The 17,251-nt window shown below is 57.2% G+C and carries 16 protein-coding genes; 9 read left to right on the top strand and 7 right to left on the bottom strand.

All coding sequences use genetic code 11. The annotated features are described in order from the left end of the window. The first annotated feature begins 5 nt into the window (after positions 1–5). Positions 6–1,001, top strand: a complete 996-nt coding sequence (meaB, locus tag ACQY4Z_RS05410) for a methylmalonyl Co-A mutase-associated GTPase MeaB (RefSeq protein WP_209173094.1) — start codon at positions 6–8, stop codon at positions 999–1,001. A gap of 8 nt (positions 1,002–1,009) precedes the next feature. After that, positions 1,010–1,618 carry a peptidase C15 gene (locus ACQY4Z_RS05415; RefSeq protein WP_428527364.1) on the top strand — a complete coding sequence of 203 codons (609 nt, stop codon included), beginning with the start codon at positions 1,010–1,012 and terminating at the stop codon, positions 1,616–1,618. Here the strand turns inward: ACQY4Z_RS05415 and ACQY4Z_RS05420 are convergent. Continuing rightward, the gene (locus ACQY4Z_RS05420) at positions 1,581–2,204 is read right to left on the bottom strand and encodes a TetR/AcrR family transcriptional regulator (protein WP_428527366.1); all 624 of its coding nucleotides are present in this window, start codon (positions 2,202–2,204) and stop codon (positions 1,581–1,583) included. The genes ACQY4Z_RS05415 and ACQY4Z_RS05420 overlap by 38 nt on opposite strands. Positions 2,205–2,493: 289 nt before the next feature. On the opposite strand from ACQY4Z_RS05420, the gene ACQY4Z_RS05425 reads away from it, so the two are divergent. After that, entirely contained in the window at positions 2,494–2,967 is a 474-nt protein-coding gene (locus ACQY4Z_RS05425) for a YHS domain-containing (seleno)protein (RefSeq protein ID WP_428527368.1), read from the top strand. Positions 2,968–3,057: 90 nt separating this feature from the next. On the opposite strand, the gene ACQY4Z_RS05430 is transcribed toward ACQY4Z_RS05425, so the two are convergent. Beyond that, on the bottom strand, positions 3,058–3,345 hold the full coding sequence (locus ACQY4Z_RS05430; RefSeq protein ID WP_133952967.1) for a hypothetical protein: 288 nt from the start codon (positions 3,343–3,345) through the stop codon (positions 3,058–3,060). A 175-nt stretch (positions 3,346–3,520) separates the two neighbouring features. On the opposite strand from ACQY4Z_RS05430, the gene ACQY4Z_RS05435 reads away from it, so the two are divergent. Beyond that, on the top strand, positions 3,521–4,873 hold the full coding sequence (locus ACQY4Z_RS05435) for a TIGR03808 family TAT-translocated repetitive protein (protein ID WP_428529720.1): 1,353 nt from the start codon (positions 3,521–3,523) through the stop codon (positions 4,871–4,873). 153 nt (positions 4,874–5,026) lie between these two features. Here the strand turns inward: ACQY4Z_RS05435 and ACQY4Z_RS05440 are convergent, their stop codons facing one another. Beyond that, positions 5,027–5,833: a dimethylarginine dimethylaminohydrolase family protein gene (locus ACQY4Z_RS05440; RefSeq protein WP_428527371.1), complete on the bottom strand. Its 807-nt coding sequence runs from the start codon at positions 5,831–5,833 to the stop codon at positions 5,027–5,029. Between the two features lie 12 nt (positions 5,834–5,845). Here ACQY4Z_RS05440 and ACQY4Z_RS05445 point away from each other — a divergent pair, with 12 nt between their 5' ends. Then, a complete protein-coding gene (locus ACQY4Z_RS05445; RefSeq protein ID WP_428527373.1) occupies positions 5,846–6,295 on the top strand; it encodes a GNAT family N-acetyltransferase in 450 nt (149 codons plus the stop codon). A 17-nt stretch (positions 6,296–6,312) separates the two neighbouring features. Here ACQY4Z_RS05445 and ACQY4Z_RS05450 read toward each other — a convergent pair whose 3' ends face one another. Together ACQY4Z_RS05450 and ACQY4Z_RS05455 are read right to left on the bottom strand one after the other, a co-directional pair. After that, positions 6,313–7,347 (bottom strand): asparaginase, encoded by a 1,035-nt coding sequence (locus ACQY4Z_RS05450; protein ID WP_428527375.1) that lies wholly within the window; start codon positions 7,345–7,347, stop codon positions 6,313–6,315. A gap of 38 nt (positions 7,348–7,385) precedes the next feature. Continuing rightward, a complete protein-coding gene (locus ACQY4Z_RS05455) occupies positions 7,386–8,564 on the bottom strand; it encodes an aminotransferase (protein ID WP_428527377.1) in 1,179 nt (392 codons plus the stop codon). A gap of 200 nt (positions 8,565–8,764) precedes the next feature. Here ACQY4Z_RS05455 and ACQY4Z_RS05460 point away from each other — a divergent pair, with 200 nt between their 5' ends. Continuing rightward, on the top strand, positions 8,765–10,231 hold the full coding sequence (locus ACQY4Z_RS05460; RefSeq protein WP_428527379.1) for an alpha/beta hydrolase: 1,467 nt from the start codon (positions 8,765–8,767) through the stop codon (positions 10,229–10,231). Between the two features lie 11 nt (positions 10,232–10,242). On the opposite strand, the gene ACQY4Z_RS05465 is transcribed toward ACQY4Z_RS05460, so the two are convergent. Then, the gene (locus ACQY4Z_RS05465) at positions 10,243–10,962 is read right to left on the bottom strand and encodes a hypothetical protein (RefSeq protein WP_428527381.1); all 720 of its coding nucleotides are present in this window, start codon (positions 10,960–10,962) and stop codon (positions 10,243–10,245) included. Positions 10,963–11,198: 236 nt separating this feature from the next. Between ACQY4Z_RS05465 and ACQY4Z_RS05470 the strand changes: the two genes are divergently transcribed. Further along, entirely contained in the window at positions 11,199–12,986 is a 1,788-nt protein-coding gene (locus tag ACQY4Z_RS05470; protein WP_428527383.1) for an SPFH domain-containing protein, read from the top strand. A 170-nt stretch (positions 12,987–13,156) separates the two neighbouring features. Continuing rightward, a complete protein-coding gene (locus tag ACQY4Z_RS05475) occupies positions 13,157–14,518 on the top strand; it encodes an adenylate/guanylate cyclase domain-containing protein (protein ID WP_428527385.1) in 1,362 nt (453 codons plus the stop codon). A 26-nt stretch (positions 14,519–14,544) separates the two neighbouring features. On the opposite strand, the gene ACQY4Z_RS05480 is transcribed toward ACQY4Z_RS05475, so the two are convergent. Then, entirely contained in the window at positions 14,545–15,204 is a 660-nt protein-coding gene (locus ACQY4Z_RS05480; RefSeq protein WP_428527387.1) for a substrate-binding periplasmic protein, read from the bottom strand. 373 nt (positions 15,205–15,577) lie between these two features. Between ACQY4Z_RS05480 and ACQY4Z_RS05485 the strand changes: the two genes are divergently transcribed. After that, positions 15,578–17,176, top strand: a complete 1,599-nt coding sequence (locus ACQY4Z_RS05485; RefSeq protein ID WP_428527389.1) for a SulP family inorganic anion transporter — start codon at positions 15,578–15,580, stop codon at positions 17,174–17,176. The last annotated feature ends 75 nt before the right edge of the window (positions 17,177–17,251 follow it).

Raw genomic sequence — 17,251 nt, forward strand, 5'->3', positions numbered from 1 at the left:
GTCCTATGACTCATAGGACCTTACCCGATCCAAGGCACCTTGCCGGACAATTGATATCAGGCAACCGGGCTGCGCTTGCCCGCGCAATCACGCTTGTTGAATCCAAAAAACCGGAGCATCGCAAGATCGCTCGGGAACTGGTGCAGGAAGTCCTGCCTCGGACTGGCAAAGCGCTTCGCGTCGGCATCACCGGCGTTCCAGGCGCCGGGAAATCGACCACGATCGACACCTTCGGGTCCAATCTCACGGCAGCTGGCCACAAGGTCGCGGTTCTGGCGGTCGACCCGTCTTCCACACGCACTGGGGGCTCTATTCTCGGCGACAAAACCCGCATGGCCCGGCTTGCCGTCGACCGGAATGCCTTTATCCGGCCGTCGCCGTCCGCTGGCACTTTGGGCGGCGTTGCAGCCAAGACACGGGAGACGATGCTCCTGTGCGAAGCTGCCGGTTTCGATGTCATTCTCGTCGAAACCGTTGGCATCGGGCAGTCTGAGACAACGGTTGCCGATATGGTCGATTTTTTTCTTGTGCTGATGTTGCCTGGAGCGGGCGACGAGCTCCAAGGCATCAAGAAGGGCGTCCTTGAAATCGCCGATATGATTGCCGTGAACAAGGCCGACGGCGATGGCGCCACCAGGGCAAGAGCTGCAGCCTCTGACTACCGCGCCGCATTGCATATTCTGGCTCCGAAAACGCCGACCTGGAGCCCGCCTGTGATCACGATCTCCGGGCTTGCCAATGAAGGTCTGGACCATATGTGGGAGCAGATCACGGTGTACCGCGAGCGCATGACCGCAAGCGGGGAATGGCAAAAACGCCGTGCAGACCAGCAAGTCTCATGGATGTGGGATACACTGCAACAACGCCTGATGGAATCTCTGAAAACAAATCAGAAGACCGCCAACCGGCTGAAGACCTTGGAAGCAGATGTGCGCGACGGCACCACGGCGGTGTCCGTAGCCGTTGATGAATTATCCACCCTCATGGGCTTAAACGATTGATTTGATTTATGAAGAATACTCAAAAAACGATACTTGTAACCGGTTTCACCCCCTTTCCAGGGGCCCCTGTCAATCCGACGCAACTCCTTATGAAACGGCTCCCGAAGCGGCTAGGTGTGCATCAGCACGGCGTCGCCTATCACTTTGATGTCCTGCCGACGACCTGGGAGGCCCGCTCAAGTGTTACGGATGCGCTGCGCCGCGAGGTCCAGCCAGATGCCATCGTGCATTTCGGCGTTGATGGCACCCGGAAGGACATCAATGTTGAAAACCGTGCGGTCAACAAGGCCATTCAAGTCCGGTTCGACAGCGCCGGAAAAGGCCCCGCAAATCCGGAGCTCGACCCGAAGGGCGAACGTGCGCGTACTGCAACTCTTCCCGCCGGACATCTGGCCACAGCGGCGCGGCAATCGGGAGCCTCAACAAAGGTGTCTCAGAATGCGGGGACGTACCTTTGCAATGCCACGCTGTGGGATTCCATCGGGTCCGGCATCCCGAGCATTTTCGTCCACGTTCCGCCGCTACCGCGGACGAGATGGGATCCACGCCCGTCCCTTGCCTTGCTTGAGAATGCTGCGGTTAGTCTGCTGCAGGAACTCGCCCGCCGGATGCGGTAATACCGGCAATCAGGTTTTCGGCTTGCGTGACGCAATCCCGCGCCATTCGGCCAGCGAGACCGGCGCGTCCCAAAACACGCATTCCAAAGTAAAGCGCCAACAGGGCCCGCGCTGTTTCTCCGGCGCGGTGGCCCGCGCGATCTGACGGGGTCAAATCATCTTCCAGGGCTTTTTGAAAGGCCGCTTCCAGCCTCATGGCCATAGCCTGCAACCTCTGTTCGATCTCCCCGCCTTGCGCTCCCTTATCTGCCATGGCGTTACATAAAAAGCAGCCGAGCCGGTCGCCGTCTGTCTCGGCCATGTCCGCGATATTTGTCAGAAGGCTGAGGATGCGGTCCCGACCGGACCCGTTTTCGGGGTTACCCAAAAAAGCAACCGTCGAAGACACGACCTGTCGATCATAGCGGTCCAGCGTTGCCAGATAGACCGCGTGTTTGTCCTTGAACGCCTTATAGAACGATCCCCTTGTGATCTTCATGGTCGTCAGAAGACGGGCAAGAGAAGCTTCCTCATAGCCAAGGTCCCAGAACAGGCTCATGGCACTGTCCAGTGCTGCATCTGTCTCAAATTCCCTTGGTCTTGCCATCGGTTTGGTCAGCCTCCTTTAGCTGCCTTCCAAACATCGGCACCTTTCGGGCGGTTTGCAAGGATGATCGGGTACCGATCGCCAGGACACCATCGTATTTCAGGTGGGTGCTCTCAAGATCTCACAAACCGCTCACCGCTTCGTGCTTTGCAGATGATCATCCGAGTTCCCAATTCAGGTTCACCGGCGAGGGCAAATTTTTTTTGATAAGTTCGGAACCGTTTGGTTCCCTATTTTCGAAACGAACTCCCTTGCCGATTACCCTGTCTTTCCTTGGAGTTAAAAAAACATGTTTGCTAATCTGATCCGCGGCACCGTTGCTGCTGCTGTTGTTGCCGGCACTCTCGTATCCAGCGCCTTCGCTGCAGGTGTCGATGTCAACGCAACCGTCACCGGTCTGGCCCTGCGCGGCGTTGACCCGGTGTCTTATTTCACCAACGGCGCTCCGAAAGATGGCGATTTCTCCATCACGTCGGTCCACAACGGTGCGACCTACCGGTTTACCACTGAAGAAAACAAAGACCTTTTTGAAAAGAACCCTGAGAAGTATCTGCCGCAATACGGCGGGTTCTGTGCCTTCGGCACCGCGATGGGCGTGAAGGTAGATGGCGATCCGGACCTCTGGAAAATCGTTGATGGAAAGCTTTACCTGAACCTGTCCCAAAGCATCCAGGAGCGTTGGAACAAGGACACGGCCGGCTTCATCGAAAAAGGCGACGACAAGTGGACTGAAATCGAAAACGTCGATCCGTCCGAGCTGTAATACCTGAAAGACAAGAACTTACGACAGGCGGAGATGGCCTCATCTCCGCCTTTCTCGTCCCTGCACTTCCCGGCCGGCCGATCAGCCCCTTCAGCTCAAGGCAGTTGTCCTACGGCTCAGTTCTCCCGCGTGCTCATGGAGAAAATGCCGAAGCGCCATGAACAATTCCTTCGCATGGGCCTTGTCCCCACGATCAAGGGCGTCACGAATGTCGTCCTCAATCATGCGCACAATCTTATCCGCGCCCTTTGGTTGATGCAGAAGATAAGCACCGAGTGCTGCCGCCGCGATTTCGCTGATATGTTCGTGTTCGGCAAGAGCAAGGATTTCAGCCTCGTCCAGATCGGACATGCCGATGCAGTCTTGAATGGTAATCATGTTGGATCCTCCACCCATAGCCGGCAAAGAATATCAAACCGCACAAAGTGCGTCAAAATCGACTTGTTCAAAGAACCCGGCACGCCGCTTGCTGTTTTGAACTCCAAAACAACTCGATTTATCGTTTTGGAGCTGATCCGTGCCAAAAGACGCCAGAAAATGCCCCAAGCCCGGCCTGACAACACGGCGGGCGTTCCTTGCTGGCACAGCCTTGTGCCTTTCCGGGACAGCTGCCGGCGCCTCCATGAATGTTGCAGATCTGCGTGGCTCGATTGACTCTGCTGATCTTGGTCTCATTCCCAACGCCACAAATGACCAGACCGCGCAGTTTCAAAACGCCGTCAACCGGGCTGTCGAACGCGGCCGGGCCCTATTCCTGCCCGCTGGAACATATCCGGTAGCGAACCTGCGCCTGCCGTCCGGGACATTGATCGTCGGCGTTCCGGGCCGGACACGGCTTGTTTATCAAGGCGGCGGAGGCCAGCTCATCCGGGCAGAAGGGGTCAGCAACATCGGCCTTACCGGAATTACGTTTGATGGAGCGAACCGCTCCATCGGCGACTTCACGGACGGTCTCTTGCACTTCATTGGGGTCCGCAATCTGGCGATCGACGAATGCGAAGTCGCCGGGTCAACCAAATCCGGGCTCCTGCTCGACCGGTGCTCCGGCCGGATCGAGAATTCCCGGATTTCCGGGGCTGCCGAAGCCGGTATCCGCTCCAATGAGGCTACCGGCCTCTCGATCATCGGCAACACCGTAACGGACTGCGCCAACGGCGGCATTTGGGTGCATCGCTGGCAGGACGGCGAAGACGGCACCATTGTGTCTGGCAACCGGGTCGAACGGATCAGCGCACGGTATGGCGGCACCGGTCAGTTCGGCAACGGCATCAACGTATTTCGGGCTGCCGGAGTTGTTGTCTCCAACAACAAGGTGGCCGACTGTGCCTTTTCCGCGATCCGCTCCAATGCCGGATCCAACATCCAGATCATCGGGAACTCCTGTTTGCGGTCCGGTGAGACCGCCATTTACAGCGAGTTCGGGTTTCAAGGGGCAGTCATCGCCAACAACATTGCCGACGGCGGCACCATCGGCATCTCCATCGCCAATTTTGCTGACGACGGCAGGCTTGCTGTCTGCTCCGGAAACCTCATCCGCAATATCAAGGACACCGGCCCTTATCCCCCAGAGGTTGCCGGCTTCGGGATCGGGATTGCCGCGGAAGCCGATACAACGGTTACAGGGAACGTGATCGAAGACGCCCCGAAATTCGGCCTTATGCTCGGATGGGGTCCCTACCTGCGCAACGTGATTGCCTCGCAGAACGTATTGCGCAATTGCGCAACTGGCATTGCGGTCAGTGTTGCCGATGGCGCCGGTCCAGCCATCGTCACCAACAATATTGTCCAAGGTGCCAAGCGGGGGTCAATCAACGGCTTCCGATGGCTTGAGCGGGCGACCGGCGAACTCAACGGAACTTCCGAGTTTGCCAACCTCACGGTTCACAGCAACCAGATCTGGAGTTGATTGTCTGCGGGCGATGATGCGGGCAAGGACCCAGCCGGGGAACTGCCACACAGTTTCTCAGCACACTTCCGGCCGACGGAAAAGATGGCATTGGGCTGAGGCGGATTCCAGGCCCTGGGATCCGCCCACCGCCAGATCTGACAGTTCGTCGCGTCAGGCGGCCTTGCTCGCGAAACGCAACGACAGGCAGGACAGACCACCGTCCACCTTGCGCGCCTCGTGCGTTGGAAGAACAACCGTCCTGAAACCAGCGGCTTCGATGGCTGCAAGGGTTTTGGGATAGCCTTCCGGCACCAGAACAACGTCGTTCACACGGATCACGTTGGCCGCATAGTCTTCCCCGTCCGGCACTACGACGACTTTCCGCTCGCCGAAGAACCCACTTTTCGCCATCACCTCAGTTGCCAGAATGACGCCCTCACCAAGGGTCGAGCAGGCAGTCTTGAAGTGGAGCACACCTTCCGGCGTTTCGCAGACCTCCGCATTGTAACCCCATTCTGAGAGGAGTTGTGCGAACGCGTTTGCACCTTCCCGGTTGGTGCGCGCAGAAAGGCCGATCAGGATCACATCGTCCAGCATCAGGATGTCGCCGCCATCAACGAAACCGCCGCCCGGCAATTCGACGACTGTGTCGAAGCGTGCATCGAGCGCTGCCCGAATTTCCTTGCCTTCGCCCTCCCGGCTTGCAGTGCCCGGGCGCAATTGGATCGCACCTTCCGGAAGACAGAAGGCGGGATCCTCAACGAAGCAACTGTCCGGATAGGTTTCCAACTGCGGCAACACGTCGACAGTCAGTCCGGCATCTTGCAATGCCTTCACGTAGAGCTCATGTTCTGCCCGAAAGGCGTCACCGCTCGGATCACCTGTGTCCACAGCCCGCAACCCATTCGCGACACTGTCTGCCGGCTTGCGGGTGATAGCATGAGTGAAACGATAGGACAGACCGGCGCGCGCCACCATTTTGGAACTCCAATGACAATAACAAACCAAGACCCAGCCATTCGCAGAGCAAATTTGCAAGACGTGAGAGCGCTAAAACAGTGTATTGACCGCGCCTATGCACCGGTAAAGGCGCGGCTCAGCGACCTGCCCGATGTTTCCGCAGGGTTAGAATCCGAGATCACAGACAACGTGGTTTATGTAGCTGAAACCGACGAAGACATAATCGGATGTGCCGTTTTGGCGGTTGATGGGAAAACGGCTCTGCTCGTCAACATCGCGGTCGATCCGGAATACGGTGGACGCGGCGCCGGCCGAAAACTCATCGACGTTATCGAAACCCACGCTCGGGACATGGGCGCGATAGAAATCCAGCTCGCAACGCATATCGGAATGCCCGAAAACGTTGCGCTATACGCTCATCTTGGCTGGTCAGAGACCGGACGCTCTGGCAACAAGGTCCGGATGAGCAAACCACTCTAGGGCCGTGCACTTCCGCGTCAGTTGGCCGGCAACGCCTCTTTGAGCATCTGAAGAAATTCGCTGCGCGGCCGGATGACACCTGCCTCCGCACCCCGGCGCGTCAGCACCGGCGGGTTGACCAGGCCATCCAGAAGCTTTGCCTCTGTTTCATCAACTTCCAGCATCACTTCGAGCACGGTTGCCATCATGACCTCGGCGGCCCGGGTCGCGCCGTCGTCGCACTTCAAGGCAACGCCATATCCAAGCTCAGGGATGGACGCGCAGAAGACCCCTTCCGCACCGGTTTTCACAAAAACACGCCCGCGGAAACCTTCCATGACCTTTGTGCAGAAGCGGTCTGCACCGGCAACCATGTAAGGTTCATTGATGCAGGCGTCGAATATGCGTTGCGCAGCGTCCTGGCGGAGCGGCTCCAGCCCCTCGCCCGTTCCGAAGGCCGCAAAAGCGCGGGCAAAACTGTTCATCGGCGAAGCATAGGTCGGGATCGAGCACCCGTCGGTGCCGCAAACGTCTTCCGAAACGACGTCGCCGGTCAATTGCTCCATCACGTTCCGGATTTCGCGTTGCACCGGGTGGGACGGCTCAACGTACCCTTTCGTTTCAACACCCATAACCTTGGCAAGGCCAAGAAAACCGGCGTGTTTTCCCGAGCAGTTGTTGTGCAGCCCGCAGGGTGTTTCATCGGCCAGAATGAGTTTAGCGGCGTCCTCCATCCGCTTTGGCCACTGGGGCCCACACTCCAGATCATCCTCGGTGAGACCCGCCTTCATCAGCATGACACGCGCGGAATTGGCGTGAACCTCCTCGCCATTATGCGAGGCGCAGGCAAGCGACAGTTCTGCGTCGGTGAGATCCAACGCCTCGGCGGCACCGGATTCCACCAGCGGGATGGCTTGCAGAGCCTTGATTGCAGAGCGCGGAAAGACGCGTGCCTCGAAATCACCAACACCACACACCAACTTGCCATCGGCATCAACAACCGCAACGCTGCCGCGATGCAGGCTTTCGGTGAGCTGGCCGCGGGTCACGTCCACAAGGGCAGGATTGGTCATCAAGGTCTCGTTTCGCTCGGTCTGAATTGATTGAGATTTTATGCGGATTCGGCCCGCGCCGCAGTCAAAAAGCGCGATAGGCGTTCCAGGGCCTCGTCAATCACCGCATCCTGTTTGCAGAAGCAAAAGCGGATGAAGCCGGTCGGCGCATCCGAGCCATAAAACGCCGACACAGGAACTGCAGCAACACCAGCCTCTTTCACCAGGATCTCACAAGCTTCGACATCATTGTCACCCAGCCCGGTCCCTGTGATCCCGCAGGTCAGGAAGTAGGTCGCCGCACAAGGCAGCACCTCAAAGCCCAGCGCGGAGAGGCCTATTGCCATACGGTCCCGTTTTGCACTCAAATCATCCGCAAGACCCTGATAGTAGCCGTCATCCTTGCCGATCCCGTAGGCCACGGCCTTTTGCAGGTTCGGCGGAGTGGTGAACGTGGTCCATTGGTGTGCCTTCGCGATCGGATCCAGCATAGACGCCGGGCCGGTGATGTAGCCGACTTTCCATCCTGTCAAAGAGAATGTCTTGCCGGCCGAGCCGATCCGGATCGTCCGCTCGCGCATGCCGTCAAATGTCATCAATGGCCGGTGCTTGTGGCCGTCAAACACCAGATGCTCGTAAACTTCATCGCAGATTGCATAGGCATCATGATGTTTGCAGAGGTCTGCGATCAGACCAAGCTCGGCGTCTGAGAAAACCTTGGCGGTCGGGTTCATTGGGTTGTTGATCAAAACCGCTTTGGTCTTGTCCGAGAACGCAGCTTTCAGATCGTCTTCATCCAGATGCCAGTGCGGAGGGGTCACACGGACGCGAACCGCGATGCCACCGGCGCGTTCCACCAGCGGAAGATAACAATCATAAAGTGGTTCGATCAAAACCACCTCGTCCCCCGGAGAGACAAGCGACATGATCGCATCTGACAGGGCCTCGGTTGCCCCTGATGTCACAAGCACTTCGGTCTGTGGATCGATCTCAAGGCCATAAAATCGTTTGTTGGCATCGGCGACCGCCTGCCGCAACTCCGGTAGTCCAAGCATGGGCGGGTATTGGTTCGGACCATCAATCAATGCCTTGGCGGCCGTCTCACGAATGTCTTCCGGTCCATCGACGTCCGGAAAGCCTTGACCGAGATTGACGGCCCCATGCGCCATCGCAAGGCGCGACATGGTTTCAAAAACAGTGGTCTGAATGCCGGTGAAAACCGGATTGGTCGACTTCATGATATCCCCAATGTTTGCTTCGGCTTGTTTAGTCTGAATTGGCCGGACCGTCGAGGCCTTCATGGTCAAACCGAACACCACAGATATTTGACAGCCTTGAGCTGCACCCTTCAGATGTTTCTGAACGGAATCGGGATGCGTCGGGCACAAAACGGTGGCCCAATAGCTCGGGTTGGTTGCGTCAGTTTGTTGAGGTAGAAATGTTGAAGTTTGTCCACCGCCCTCTGATACGCGCCCTCAAGTTTGCAGGGTTCACCGCTCTTGGCGGGTTCGTTGCGATCGTTGCCGTTGCGATCTTCTATTTGAACAGCCTTTCGGATCTGGAGCCCTGGCACACGGTCCACCTCGACGAGGATTATACGGCAGACGGGGCCGTTAGCTCCTTTACCGACTACCTCGCCATGGAAGACCGCCTGTTTGCCGAACTCCAGGACGAGTTGATTTCCAAACTCAGCTTCGGCCCCAAGGATGAAGTCAATCGCTTCCAGCCTGACAGTGTTTCAAATCCGCTGACCTGGCCGCGGAATTGGAACCGGTCGTTTCTTTTTGAAACCGAAAGCCCCACTGCTTCCGTCCTCTTGCTCCACGGAATGTCGGATTCCCCCTACAGCTTGCGAGAGATAGGACAATCCTTGCATGAAGCCGGAGCCAACGTGCTTGGACTGCGCCTGCCAGGACATGGCACGGCCCCGGCCGGTCTTCTGGAAACCAAAGCTGAGGACATGATTTCCGCGACCGCGCTCGCTGCCAAGCATTTGAAGGCGATGCAGCCGGACAAACCGCTTTATGCCGTTGGCTATTCCAATGGCGGCGCCCTTTCGGTCGTGCACGCACTCCGGCAGTTGGAGGACCCGTCACTTGCGAAGATCGATCGGATTATCCTCTTGTCCCCCGCAATCGGGGTTACGCCGGCTGCAGCCTACGCGCCAATCGCCATTCAGCTCGGGCACATTCTGGGTGTCCAGCGTCTTGCCTGGAGTTCTCTCGGACCGGAATACGATCCATACAAATACACGTCCTTTGCCATCAATGCCGGCTATGTCACCCACCAGCTGACGATGGAGATTAGATCGCGCATGGATGCGGCTACGGCGGATGGATCGGTTGCCGTACTGCCACCAATCCTTGGCTTTTCATCCGCAGTCGATGCGACTGTGATCACCCGGGATATGATTTCAAATCTCTATGCCAAGCTGCCTGAAAACGGATCGGAACTGCTTTTGTTCGACACAAATCAGTTTCTTACAAAACGTCCGTTGCTCTCCGATGATGCGGCAGATTTTCTGGACCCGCTTGTGACAGACGCAGCCCGCACCTACACCTTGCGCGTTATTACCAATGAAACGCCATCGGACCGAAAAACAGTCTTGAACACTTATGTTCCCGGCACCAATGAACCGGCTGTGCAACGCCTAGACCTCTCTTGGCCACGCGGCGTTTTCTCATTGGCGCACATCTCGCTCCCGTTCTCCGCGGAAGACCCGCTCTACGGAATAATCCCGCAGCCGGAAATCTCAAGGCTTCAGTTGGGCGCACTTGCGCTGCGCGGAGAGCGCGGGATCTCGGAAATCCCGGCCGGTGACATGCTGCGCATGCGGTGGAACCCGTTTCATTCAATCCTGATGTCGGAGACCCAGAGTTTCTTGGGACTCGGCACTGAAGATTGAGGCTGTTGAACCTAACGTTCCAACGTGCGCGTGATTTGCGTCCGCCCCTCTTTCAATTCGGCTAGAATCCACTCGATCCTTGGAACCAGCGCGCGATGGCGCCGATTTAGGTAATGATAGAATTCGACCGAACGAAGCTGCTTTGACCCCTTGTAGATCCGGCCATTGCCAACGGTTTGCATGACGGTATCACCGGGATTTTCGGCAGCGATCACAATGTCCAACCGATCCAACACCAACATCTTGAACAGCATGTCAGGACTTTCAACGGGCGTGACGTCCGGGAGTTTTGCGGTCATGCGCTGTGCGAACAATGCACCATCGACATACCCGACCCGAAAGCGCCCCATCTCGCCTAGCGTCAATCCTGCCAGCTGCGGATCATTTGTGTATGCATAAATGGGGAGAGAAATCACCGGAACTTCGACACGCACGATCTCGGTGAAGTGGTGACCGACCTGCCGGATTCTCAGCAATTCACCATCCGCTGCGCCGCTTTCAACTTCCTGAATAGATCGGTTGGGTGTGAGGTAAAGCACGGAAAACTCTACACCAATCGCCGCGTAGGCCTCACGGAGCAGCCTCAGCCCCTCCATATTGTGGCGCATCCCCTCAACGGCGGTGAACTTGAAATAAGTCTCCGACACAGCACGGTCTGGCAGCCCTATGGTCAGAGACAGGACAAAACAGATGACCCATAGAAGTTTTTGCAAACAATCATCTCTTGTCACGCGCAGCTCCTCTCAAAGAGCCCAAAGGCGAACATTGAATACTATATCGCTTAAATTGCAATATATGGTCTTTTCTACCTTAAGTAAATTTCCAAAATCTCCCTGTTAGCCACCGGCAGGCTCGGCGCGCATTGAATTTTCATTTAACATTCCCTTCATGGGGCCCTCTTATGGTTTTCACCATTATGAGTCACAACCGGCAACTTCCGCCGGGCTCTCATACCGGAGGATAGATTATGCTTGGCGTTATCATCGGCTTGGTCGCCATCGTGCTGGGAGCCAGCGCCTTGCTCAGACGGGGAGGTCCGGCTGCCGGCAGTTCCCGAGTGTCAAAGATCCTAACAGGAAAGCCAGTCGGCGTTTTTCTCGTTCTGATCGGCGGCTTCATGTTGATGTCGACGTCTTTTGTGTTTGTCGATGCAAACAGCGTTGGCCACCTCAAGCGCATATATGCATTTAAAGAGCTGCCCGAAGGCCGGATCATCGCGCTTGAAGGCGAAAAAGGCCCGCAAGCCCAGATCCTCGGACCCGGCTTTCATTTCATTCCGCTTGTCAGGGTCCTTTACGATTTTGAGGAATGGGATGTCGTCTCCATTCCGGAAGGATATTACGGTCAGCTGACGGCGCTTGACGGGGCGGCCATGCCCTCGGGCATGTTCATGGCGCCTGCAATCTCCGATTCAGAAGTCGGCGACATGCTCAAAGCCGAGAGTTTTCTGACAAAGGGGGGGCTTCGAGGTCCCCAAGAAACGGTCCTGAAGCCTGGGCAATACCGCTTGAACCGGTATCTCTTTGACCTGCGGCTCGATGAAAACACGAATGCCACCATCATCCCGGCAGGGCATGTGGGTGTGGTCAAGTCGAATGTCAGCCAACCCGGGATCAATTGTGTAGAAGAAGAAGTCTCAGCCTCAACAGCCTCGCGCGAAGCGTTGACCGTTCCGCTGGTTCCGCGCGGCTGCGTTGGAATCTGGAAAGAACCCCTCTTTCCGGGAGCCTATTATCTGAATCGTCAGGCCTATGAAGTCACGCTGGTCGATACGCGGGTGCAGACCTGGGAGTACAAGGGCGGATATACCAAACGCATCATCGACCTCTCCGTGGATCAACAGGGCAACATTCAGCAGAACGAGCGCTCCGTTCAGGAACGCATTCCGGATGATGCAGCCGACCGGGCCGTCTACGTCAAAGTTGAAGGCTGGGATATTCCACTGGAACTTCGTGCGCTCGTGCAGGTTGATCCAACAAACGCTCCGGTCGTGGTTGGCTCGGTCGGCGGTTTGGGCGAGATCGAGAACCGTATTTTGACGCCGGCAATCCGGTCGATCGTGCGCAATGTCGCGGGCGCCTCTATCCGGGTCCCGGACAAGAACGCTGATGGAACGCCCGTCGAACCAGCACAGTTCACGGTACGCCCGACACGGGTTCTGGATCTCATTGAAAACCGTGATGCGCTTGAGCAAACCATCGAGCAACAGATCAAGATCGAAGGCAACAAGGCCGGCGTGAACATCCGTGAAATCCGGCTCGGTGAACCGGCTATCCCGCCGGAACTTCTGGTGTCCCGTCTCCGGGTTCAATTGGCCGACCAGCTCTCGACCGCCTATGAACGCGAAACGGACGCGCAGCAAAAGCGGATCGAGACTGAACAAGCCCGCTCAACTGCTGACGAGCAACCTCGTTTGGTGGAAGCCCAGATCGCTGTGCAAGTCGCCAATCAGCGCGAACAGGAGCGCGCAGCTCTCGGCCGGGCAGAACGGCAATATCTTGAGGAGCTGGCCCGCGGTCAGCGCGCTCAAGTCGACGTTCTCGGCCAGGACCGGGTTGCACTCTTGCAGGCACTGGAGAAGCTCCTGACATCGCTGGAACGCAAACCGGAGCTCGTCGGTCTCGTCGGCAAACTGGTGCCCAACACCATTGTTGGGGGAGACGGTGCGGGCCTTGCTGGAGCAGCTGCTCTTCTGGGGGCCAGTATTGGTGGACAATCCGCTGCTTCGGAAACACCCCGAACACCTTTGCAATAGCGCCCTTAGGATTGGAGGCCGGGCGAGGATTGTTTGACACGTCCAAAGCTTGGCCTCCTGAACACATCTGGGAATGATGATCCTTGTTTGTTTCAAGACATCGACTTCGCCGCAACCGCCCCTATCATTGTCCAGTAGCATTCCTGTTGCCGCAATAGACTGGACCTTGCTTGGCAGAAACTGCGCCGCCTGACACACAAAGAGCCGCTTCCGGCAGGGCTCAAGCATCTGCCGAGGAGATGTCGCGCCTTAAGTTAGCTGAAAGGGCCGGGCTCAAGCTTGCTGTCCTGTGCCGGACCGCGGTCATTGGGGTCTGTGCCGTCTATTGGGTTGCAGCAACAGCCCTCATCGGGGCCACGGTCTCTCCCACGGCCATGGGTATTTTGGCGAGCCTCACGATCTATGGCGTGATCGCCTATTTTCTTATCGGAACGCGCCTGGACCGCTGGTGGCTGAAATATACAATTTACACTATCGACATCCTCGCCGTTTGCGCGGCCTTCGCTCTCCTCCCCTTGCGCCAGGGCCAGGAGATTCCGCAAATTATCGCGTTTCGGGCCTATGGCATTCACTTCCTTTTTCCGCTGATCGCCTTAGCCTGTCTTTCGTTGTCCTGGCGTCTGGTTTTGTGGAGCGGTTTTGTCGCTTTGGCCGGTTGGTTCACGGCCTACTGGTGGGTCCTGCGGGATATGCCGCGCATCATCGAGTGGCGTGATTTTCCAGACAATCCAACCACTGCGGACTACGAAACCCTCTTCCTGTCGACCGAGTTTGCGGGCACCGGAAACCGGATCGGAGAAGCCGGCATGCTGTTTCTCGCCTCAGCCGTGCTGGCTCTCGCAGTCTATCGCGCACGGCGCGTGTTTTTTGCGCAGCTTAGAGCTGAGCAAGCGCGCGAGGAGGCGCAAGCAACAAGAGAGCGCGCAACCAGCGTTCTCGGAAAATACGTCCCCGAGGCCGTGGCGCTGCGCCTGGTCAACGACAACCAGGCGATGGTCCCCCAGGAGGTACACGGCGTGGTGTTGATCGCTGATATTGCAGGGTTCTCAGACTTCGCGGCTGGCAAGCCTCCGACTGAAGTGATCGGACGTCTGAACGACTTCCTCGATCTGGCGGCAACCAGCGTTGCCACACATAACGGTGTGGTCATTCTGTTCACCGGCGATGGTTTGCTAGCCAGCTTCAACACCCCAATTCCGATAGAAGCTCCGGAACGTGCCGCACTTGCCTGTGCCCGGGATCTGGTTGCCCATGCGCATTCCGAAGGGTTCCAATTGCGTGTTGGCCTCGCCAGCGGACCGTTGGCGGCCGGCAGCGTCGGATCCTCCGAACGCCAGGCGTTCACTGTTTACGGCGAAACCGTCAACCGGGCGGCCCGGCTGGAGACACTGGGCAAGGAGCTGAATGCTGCGATCATCGCCGACACCAGCGTTGCACAAACGTCAGATGAAAAAGAACTTACCCTTGCGGGTGAGCACCAACTCAAGGGACTTCCCGGCAGTTGGTCGATATGGACGTGGCGTCCAGACTGATCTGCCAGAGAATAGCAGAACAAAGGTCATTCGGCGTTTTGGATGCGCTGACCTGCGATCATCGCATCCATGGCAGTCTCGACGATTCTATCCAACTCCCCGTCCCCACGCATTTTGGCCAAAACGGTGGCGAGTTGCGGCACCAGGTTTGCATGTTTCTCATGCAAGTAGTGAAACATCGGTTCCACCTGAAACGGCCGCCCCAAGGGAACGACATTGGTCAGACCGAGCCCGGCAATTGCCAGCGCACCGTCGATTTGATCGCTGACAACGGCATCGAGCCGGCCAGCCGCAAGCAACCGGAAGAGCTCCTCCTCCGACTGCCCGGCCCAGACGCTCTCAATACCTTGCGTGAACTGCTCCGCCTGAACCACGCCTTCCAGATAACCCACACGCAACTTCGTAAGATTTCCAGATGTAATCCGGTCCTTCTCGTCAGCACGGACATAGACAATGCCCTTCAACTCCATGTTCGGCACCGGCACTTGCACCAAGGTTGGATAAAGGTCTTTGACAGCCCCGATGCGGGCAAGCTCGCCATCAACTTTGCCGCTTGAGGACACCACCAAAGACCTGTTTCCAGACGTTGAATAGATCTCAACCGGAATGCCCAAGCGTCCATAAGCTTCTGTCATGATGAGTTCGGCAATCCTGGTCAGCGGCGAGTTCTCGATGGTCGAAATCACGAGCACATCTTGACCCGCCTCAGACGGAGAAGCCCAAACCAGCAGCATTAAGCAAAATGCATAGAAACGACACAACATGAACTTCGTATTCCGCCGCACCAATTTCCTTTTTCGTACAATAATATTAAAAACCACAAAAAGGATAATGATTTCAAAATCCAAAATCATGCTGAAATACTCCCCCGAGATTCTAAGCATTTCTTACATGGACCTTTTTGTTGAAACCGGCGCGGTCCCGCCGTTGCATGGCTGCCCGGCACAGCGCGCCTTGCTGCGACGCAATATTTCCAGTAAAAGACAGGCAACTTGACTGAGGTCAGTCTGCCGTGGGGGGCCAAACCGCGGCCCAAGACCTGCCAAACACACGCTAGACATGTTGGAGCCCGCCTTGACCGGACGAGCCGAGGCCGTTGCGCCTGTTCAATCGACAAAACTCGATGCTGCGCGCATCAAAACCGAACTTCTTGCCGGCCTGACCGTTGCACTTGCGCTAGTGCCGGAAGCTGTTGCATTTGCTTTTGTGGCGGGCGTCAATCCGCTGGTCGGTCTCTACGCCGCCTTTTTTGTCGGCCTCATCACCGCCTGCATCGGCGGCCGCCCGGGCATGATCTCCGGCGCAACCGGCGCGCTTGCCGTCGTGATGGTCTCGCTCGTTGCCCAACATGGTGTCGAGTACCTCTTCGCCACCGTTGTGTTGATGGGGATCATTCAGATCGCCGTAGGCGTATTGCGCTGGGGCAAGTTCATCCGCATGGTGCCGCACCCGGTAATGCTCGGATTCGTCAACGGCCTTGCCATCGTGATTTTCCTTGCCCAGCTTGGCCAGTTCAAGGTTCCGGACGGTGCCGGCGGCCAGGAATGGATGACTGGCTCGCAGCTGTACCTGATGCTTGGCCTCATCGCACTGACCATGGCTGTGATTTACCTGCTCCCGCGGTTCACAAAGGCCTTTCCGGCACCGCTTGCCGGTATCCTCGTGGTGTCTGGCCTCGTTTTGGGTTTTGGCCTCGACACACGGTCGGTTGGTGATCTTGCGTCGATTGCCGGCGGCCTGCCGACCTTCCACATCCCGATGGTGCCGCTGAACCTTGAGACGCTGCAGATCATTCTGCCATATGCGATCATTCTCGCGGCAATTGGCCTGATTGAATCGCTTCTGACCCTGAACCTCGTTGCGGATATGACCAATACCAAGGGCGGTGCCTCCAAGGAATGTGTTGCGCAGGGCACGGCAAACATCGTCACTGGCTTCTTTGGCGGCATGGGCGGCTGCGCCATGATCGGCCAGTCGATGATCAACGTGAAATCCGGTGCCCGCACCCGGATTTCCGGTATCGCTGCGGCGCTGTTCCTCTTGTCCTTTATCGTGGTTGCCTCGTCCCTGATCGAGCAGATCCCGGTTGCCGCGCTGGTCGGCGTCATGTTCATGGTGGTCATCGGCACCTTCGCCTGGACCAGCTTGAAGATCATGCACAAGATCCCGCTGACCGACGCGCTGGTGATGATCATCGTGACGGGCGTTACCGTTTATGCCGACCTTGCCGTCGCGGTCGTTGTCGGTGTGATTATCTCAGCCCTCGCCTATGCCTGGAATGCGGCAAGCCGCATCAATGCGAAAATCGGCAAGAGCAAGGAAGGCTGGAAGGTCTACCGCCTTGAAGGCCCGTTGTTCTTTGGCTCGACGACCGGATTTGTGGACCTCTTCGATCCGCTGAACGATCCGGAAGATGTGGTTGTCGACTTCATGGACAGCCGTGTTGTCGACCACTCCGGCCTTGAAGCAATTGATGCGCTGGCCTCAAAGTATCTGGTAGCTGGGAAGCGCTTGCACCTGCGCCACCTGTCTCCCGACTGCCAGAAACTGCTGAGCAAAGCTGGCAACCTCGTCGAAGTTTCTGTGCTTGAAGACCCGGACTACGAAATCGCTGTCGATTACGGCCACACGTTCGACACGCCTGAAAAAGCAAAATAAGAAGCAATGCTTCGGGCTGGCGAGCGATCCACCTGAATAGTTAGACAGAAACCCCGCAGGGTCATTGACCTTGCG

Source organism: Roseibium sp. (assembly GCF_965276855.1).
Taxonomy (GTDB): domain Bacteria; phylum Pseudomonadota; class Alphaproteobacteria; order Rhizobiales; family Stappiaceae; genus Roseibium.

Bases quoted from the DNA above. Each gene is read 5' to 3' on its own strand.
- meaB (WP_209173094.1), top strand. From the start codon at position 6: ATGACTCATAGGACCTTACCCGATCCAAGGCACCTTGCCGGACAATTG.
- ACQY4Z_RS05415 (WP_428527364.1), top strand. From the start codon at position 1,010: ATGAAGAATACTCAAAAAACGATACTTGTAACCGGTTTCACCCCCTTT.
- ACQY4Z_RS05420 (WP_428527366.1), bottom strand. From the start codon at position 2,204: ATGGCAAGACCAAGGGAATTTGAGACAGATGCAGCACTGGACAGTGCC.
- ACQY4Z_RS05425 (WP_428527368.1), top strand. From the start codon at position 2,494: ATGTTTGCTAATCTGATCCGCGGCACCGTTGCTGCTGCTGTTGTTGCC.
- ACQY4Z_RS05430 (WP_133952967.1), bottom strand. From the start codon at position 3,345: ATGATTACCATTCAAGACTGCATCGGCATGTCCGATCTGGACGAGGCT.
- ACQY4Z_RS05440 (WP_428527371.1), bottom strand. From the start codon at position 5,833: ATGGTGGCGCGCGCCGGTCTGTCCTATCGTTTCACTCATGCTATCACC.
- ACQY4Z_RS05445 (WP_428527373.1), top strand. From the start codon at position 5,846: ATGACAATAACAAACCAAGACCCAGCCATTCGCAGAGCAAATTTGCAA.
- ACQY4Z_RS05450 (WP_428527375.1), bottom strand. From the start codon at position 7,347: ATGACCAATCCTGCCCTTGTGGACGTGACCCGCGGCCAGCTCACCGAA.
- ACQY4Z_RS05455 (WP_428527377.1), bottom strand. From the start codon at position 8,564: ATGAAGTCGACCAATCCGGTTTTCACCGGCATTCAGACCACTGTTTTT.
- ACQY4Z_RS05460 (WP_428527379.1), top strand. From the start codon at position 8,765: ATGTTGAAGTTTGTCCACCGCCCTCTGATACGCGCCCTCAAGTTTGCA.
- ACQY4Z_RS05470 (WP_428527383.1), top strand. From the start codon at position 11,199: ATGCTTGGCGTTATCATCGGCTTGGTCGCCATCGTGCTGGGAGCCAGC.
- ACQY4Z_RS05485 (WP_428527389.1), top strand. From the start codon at position 15,578: ATGTTGGAGCCCGCCTTGACCGGACGAGCCGAGGCCGTTGCGCCTGTT.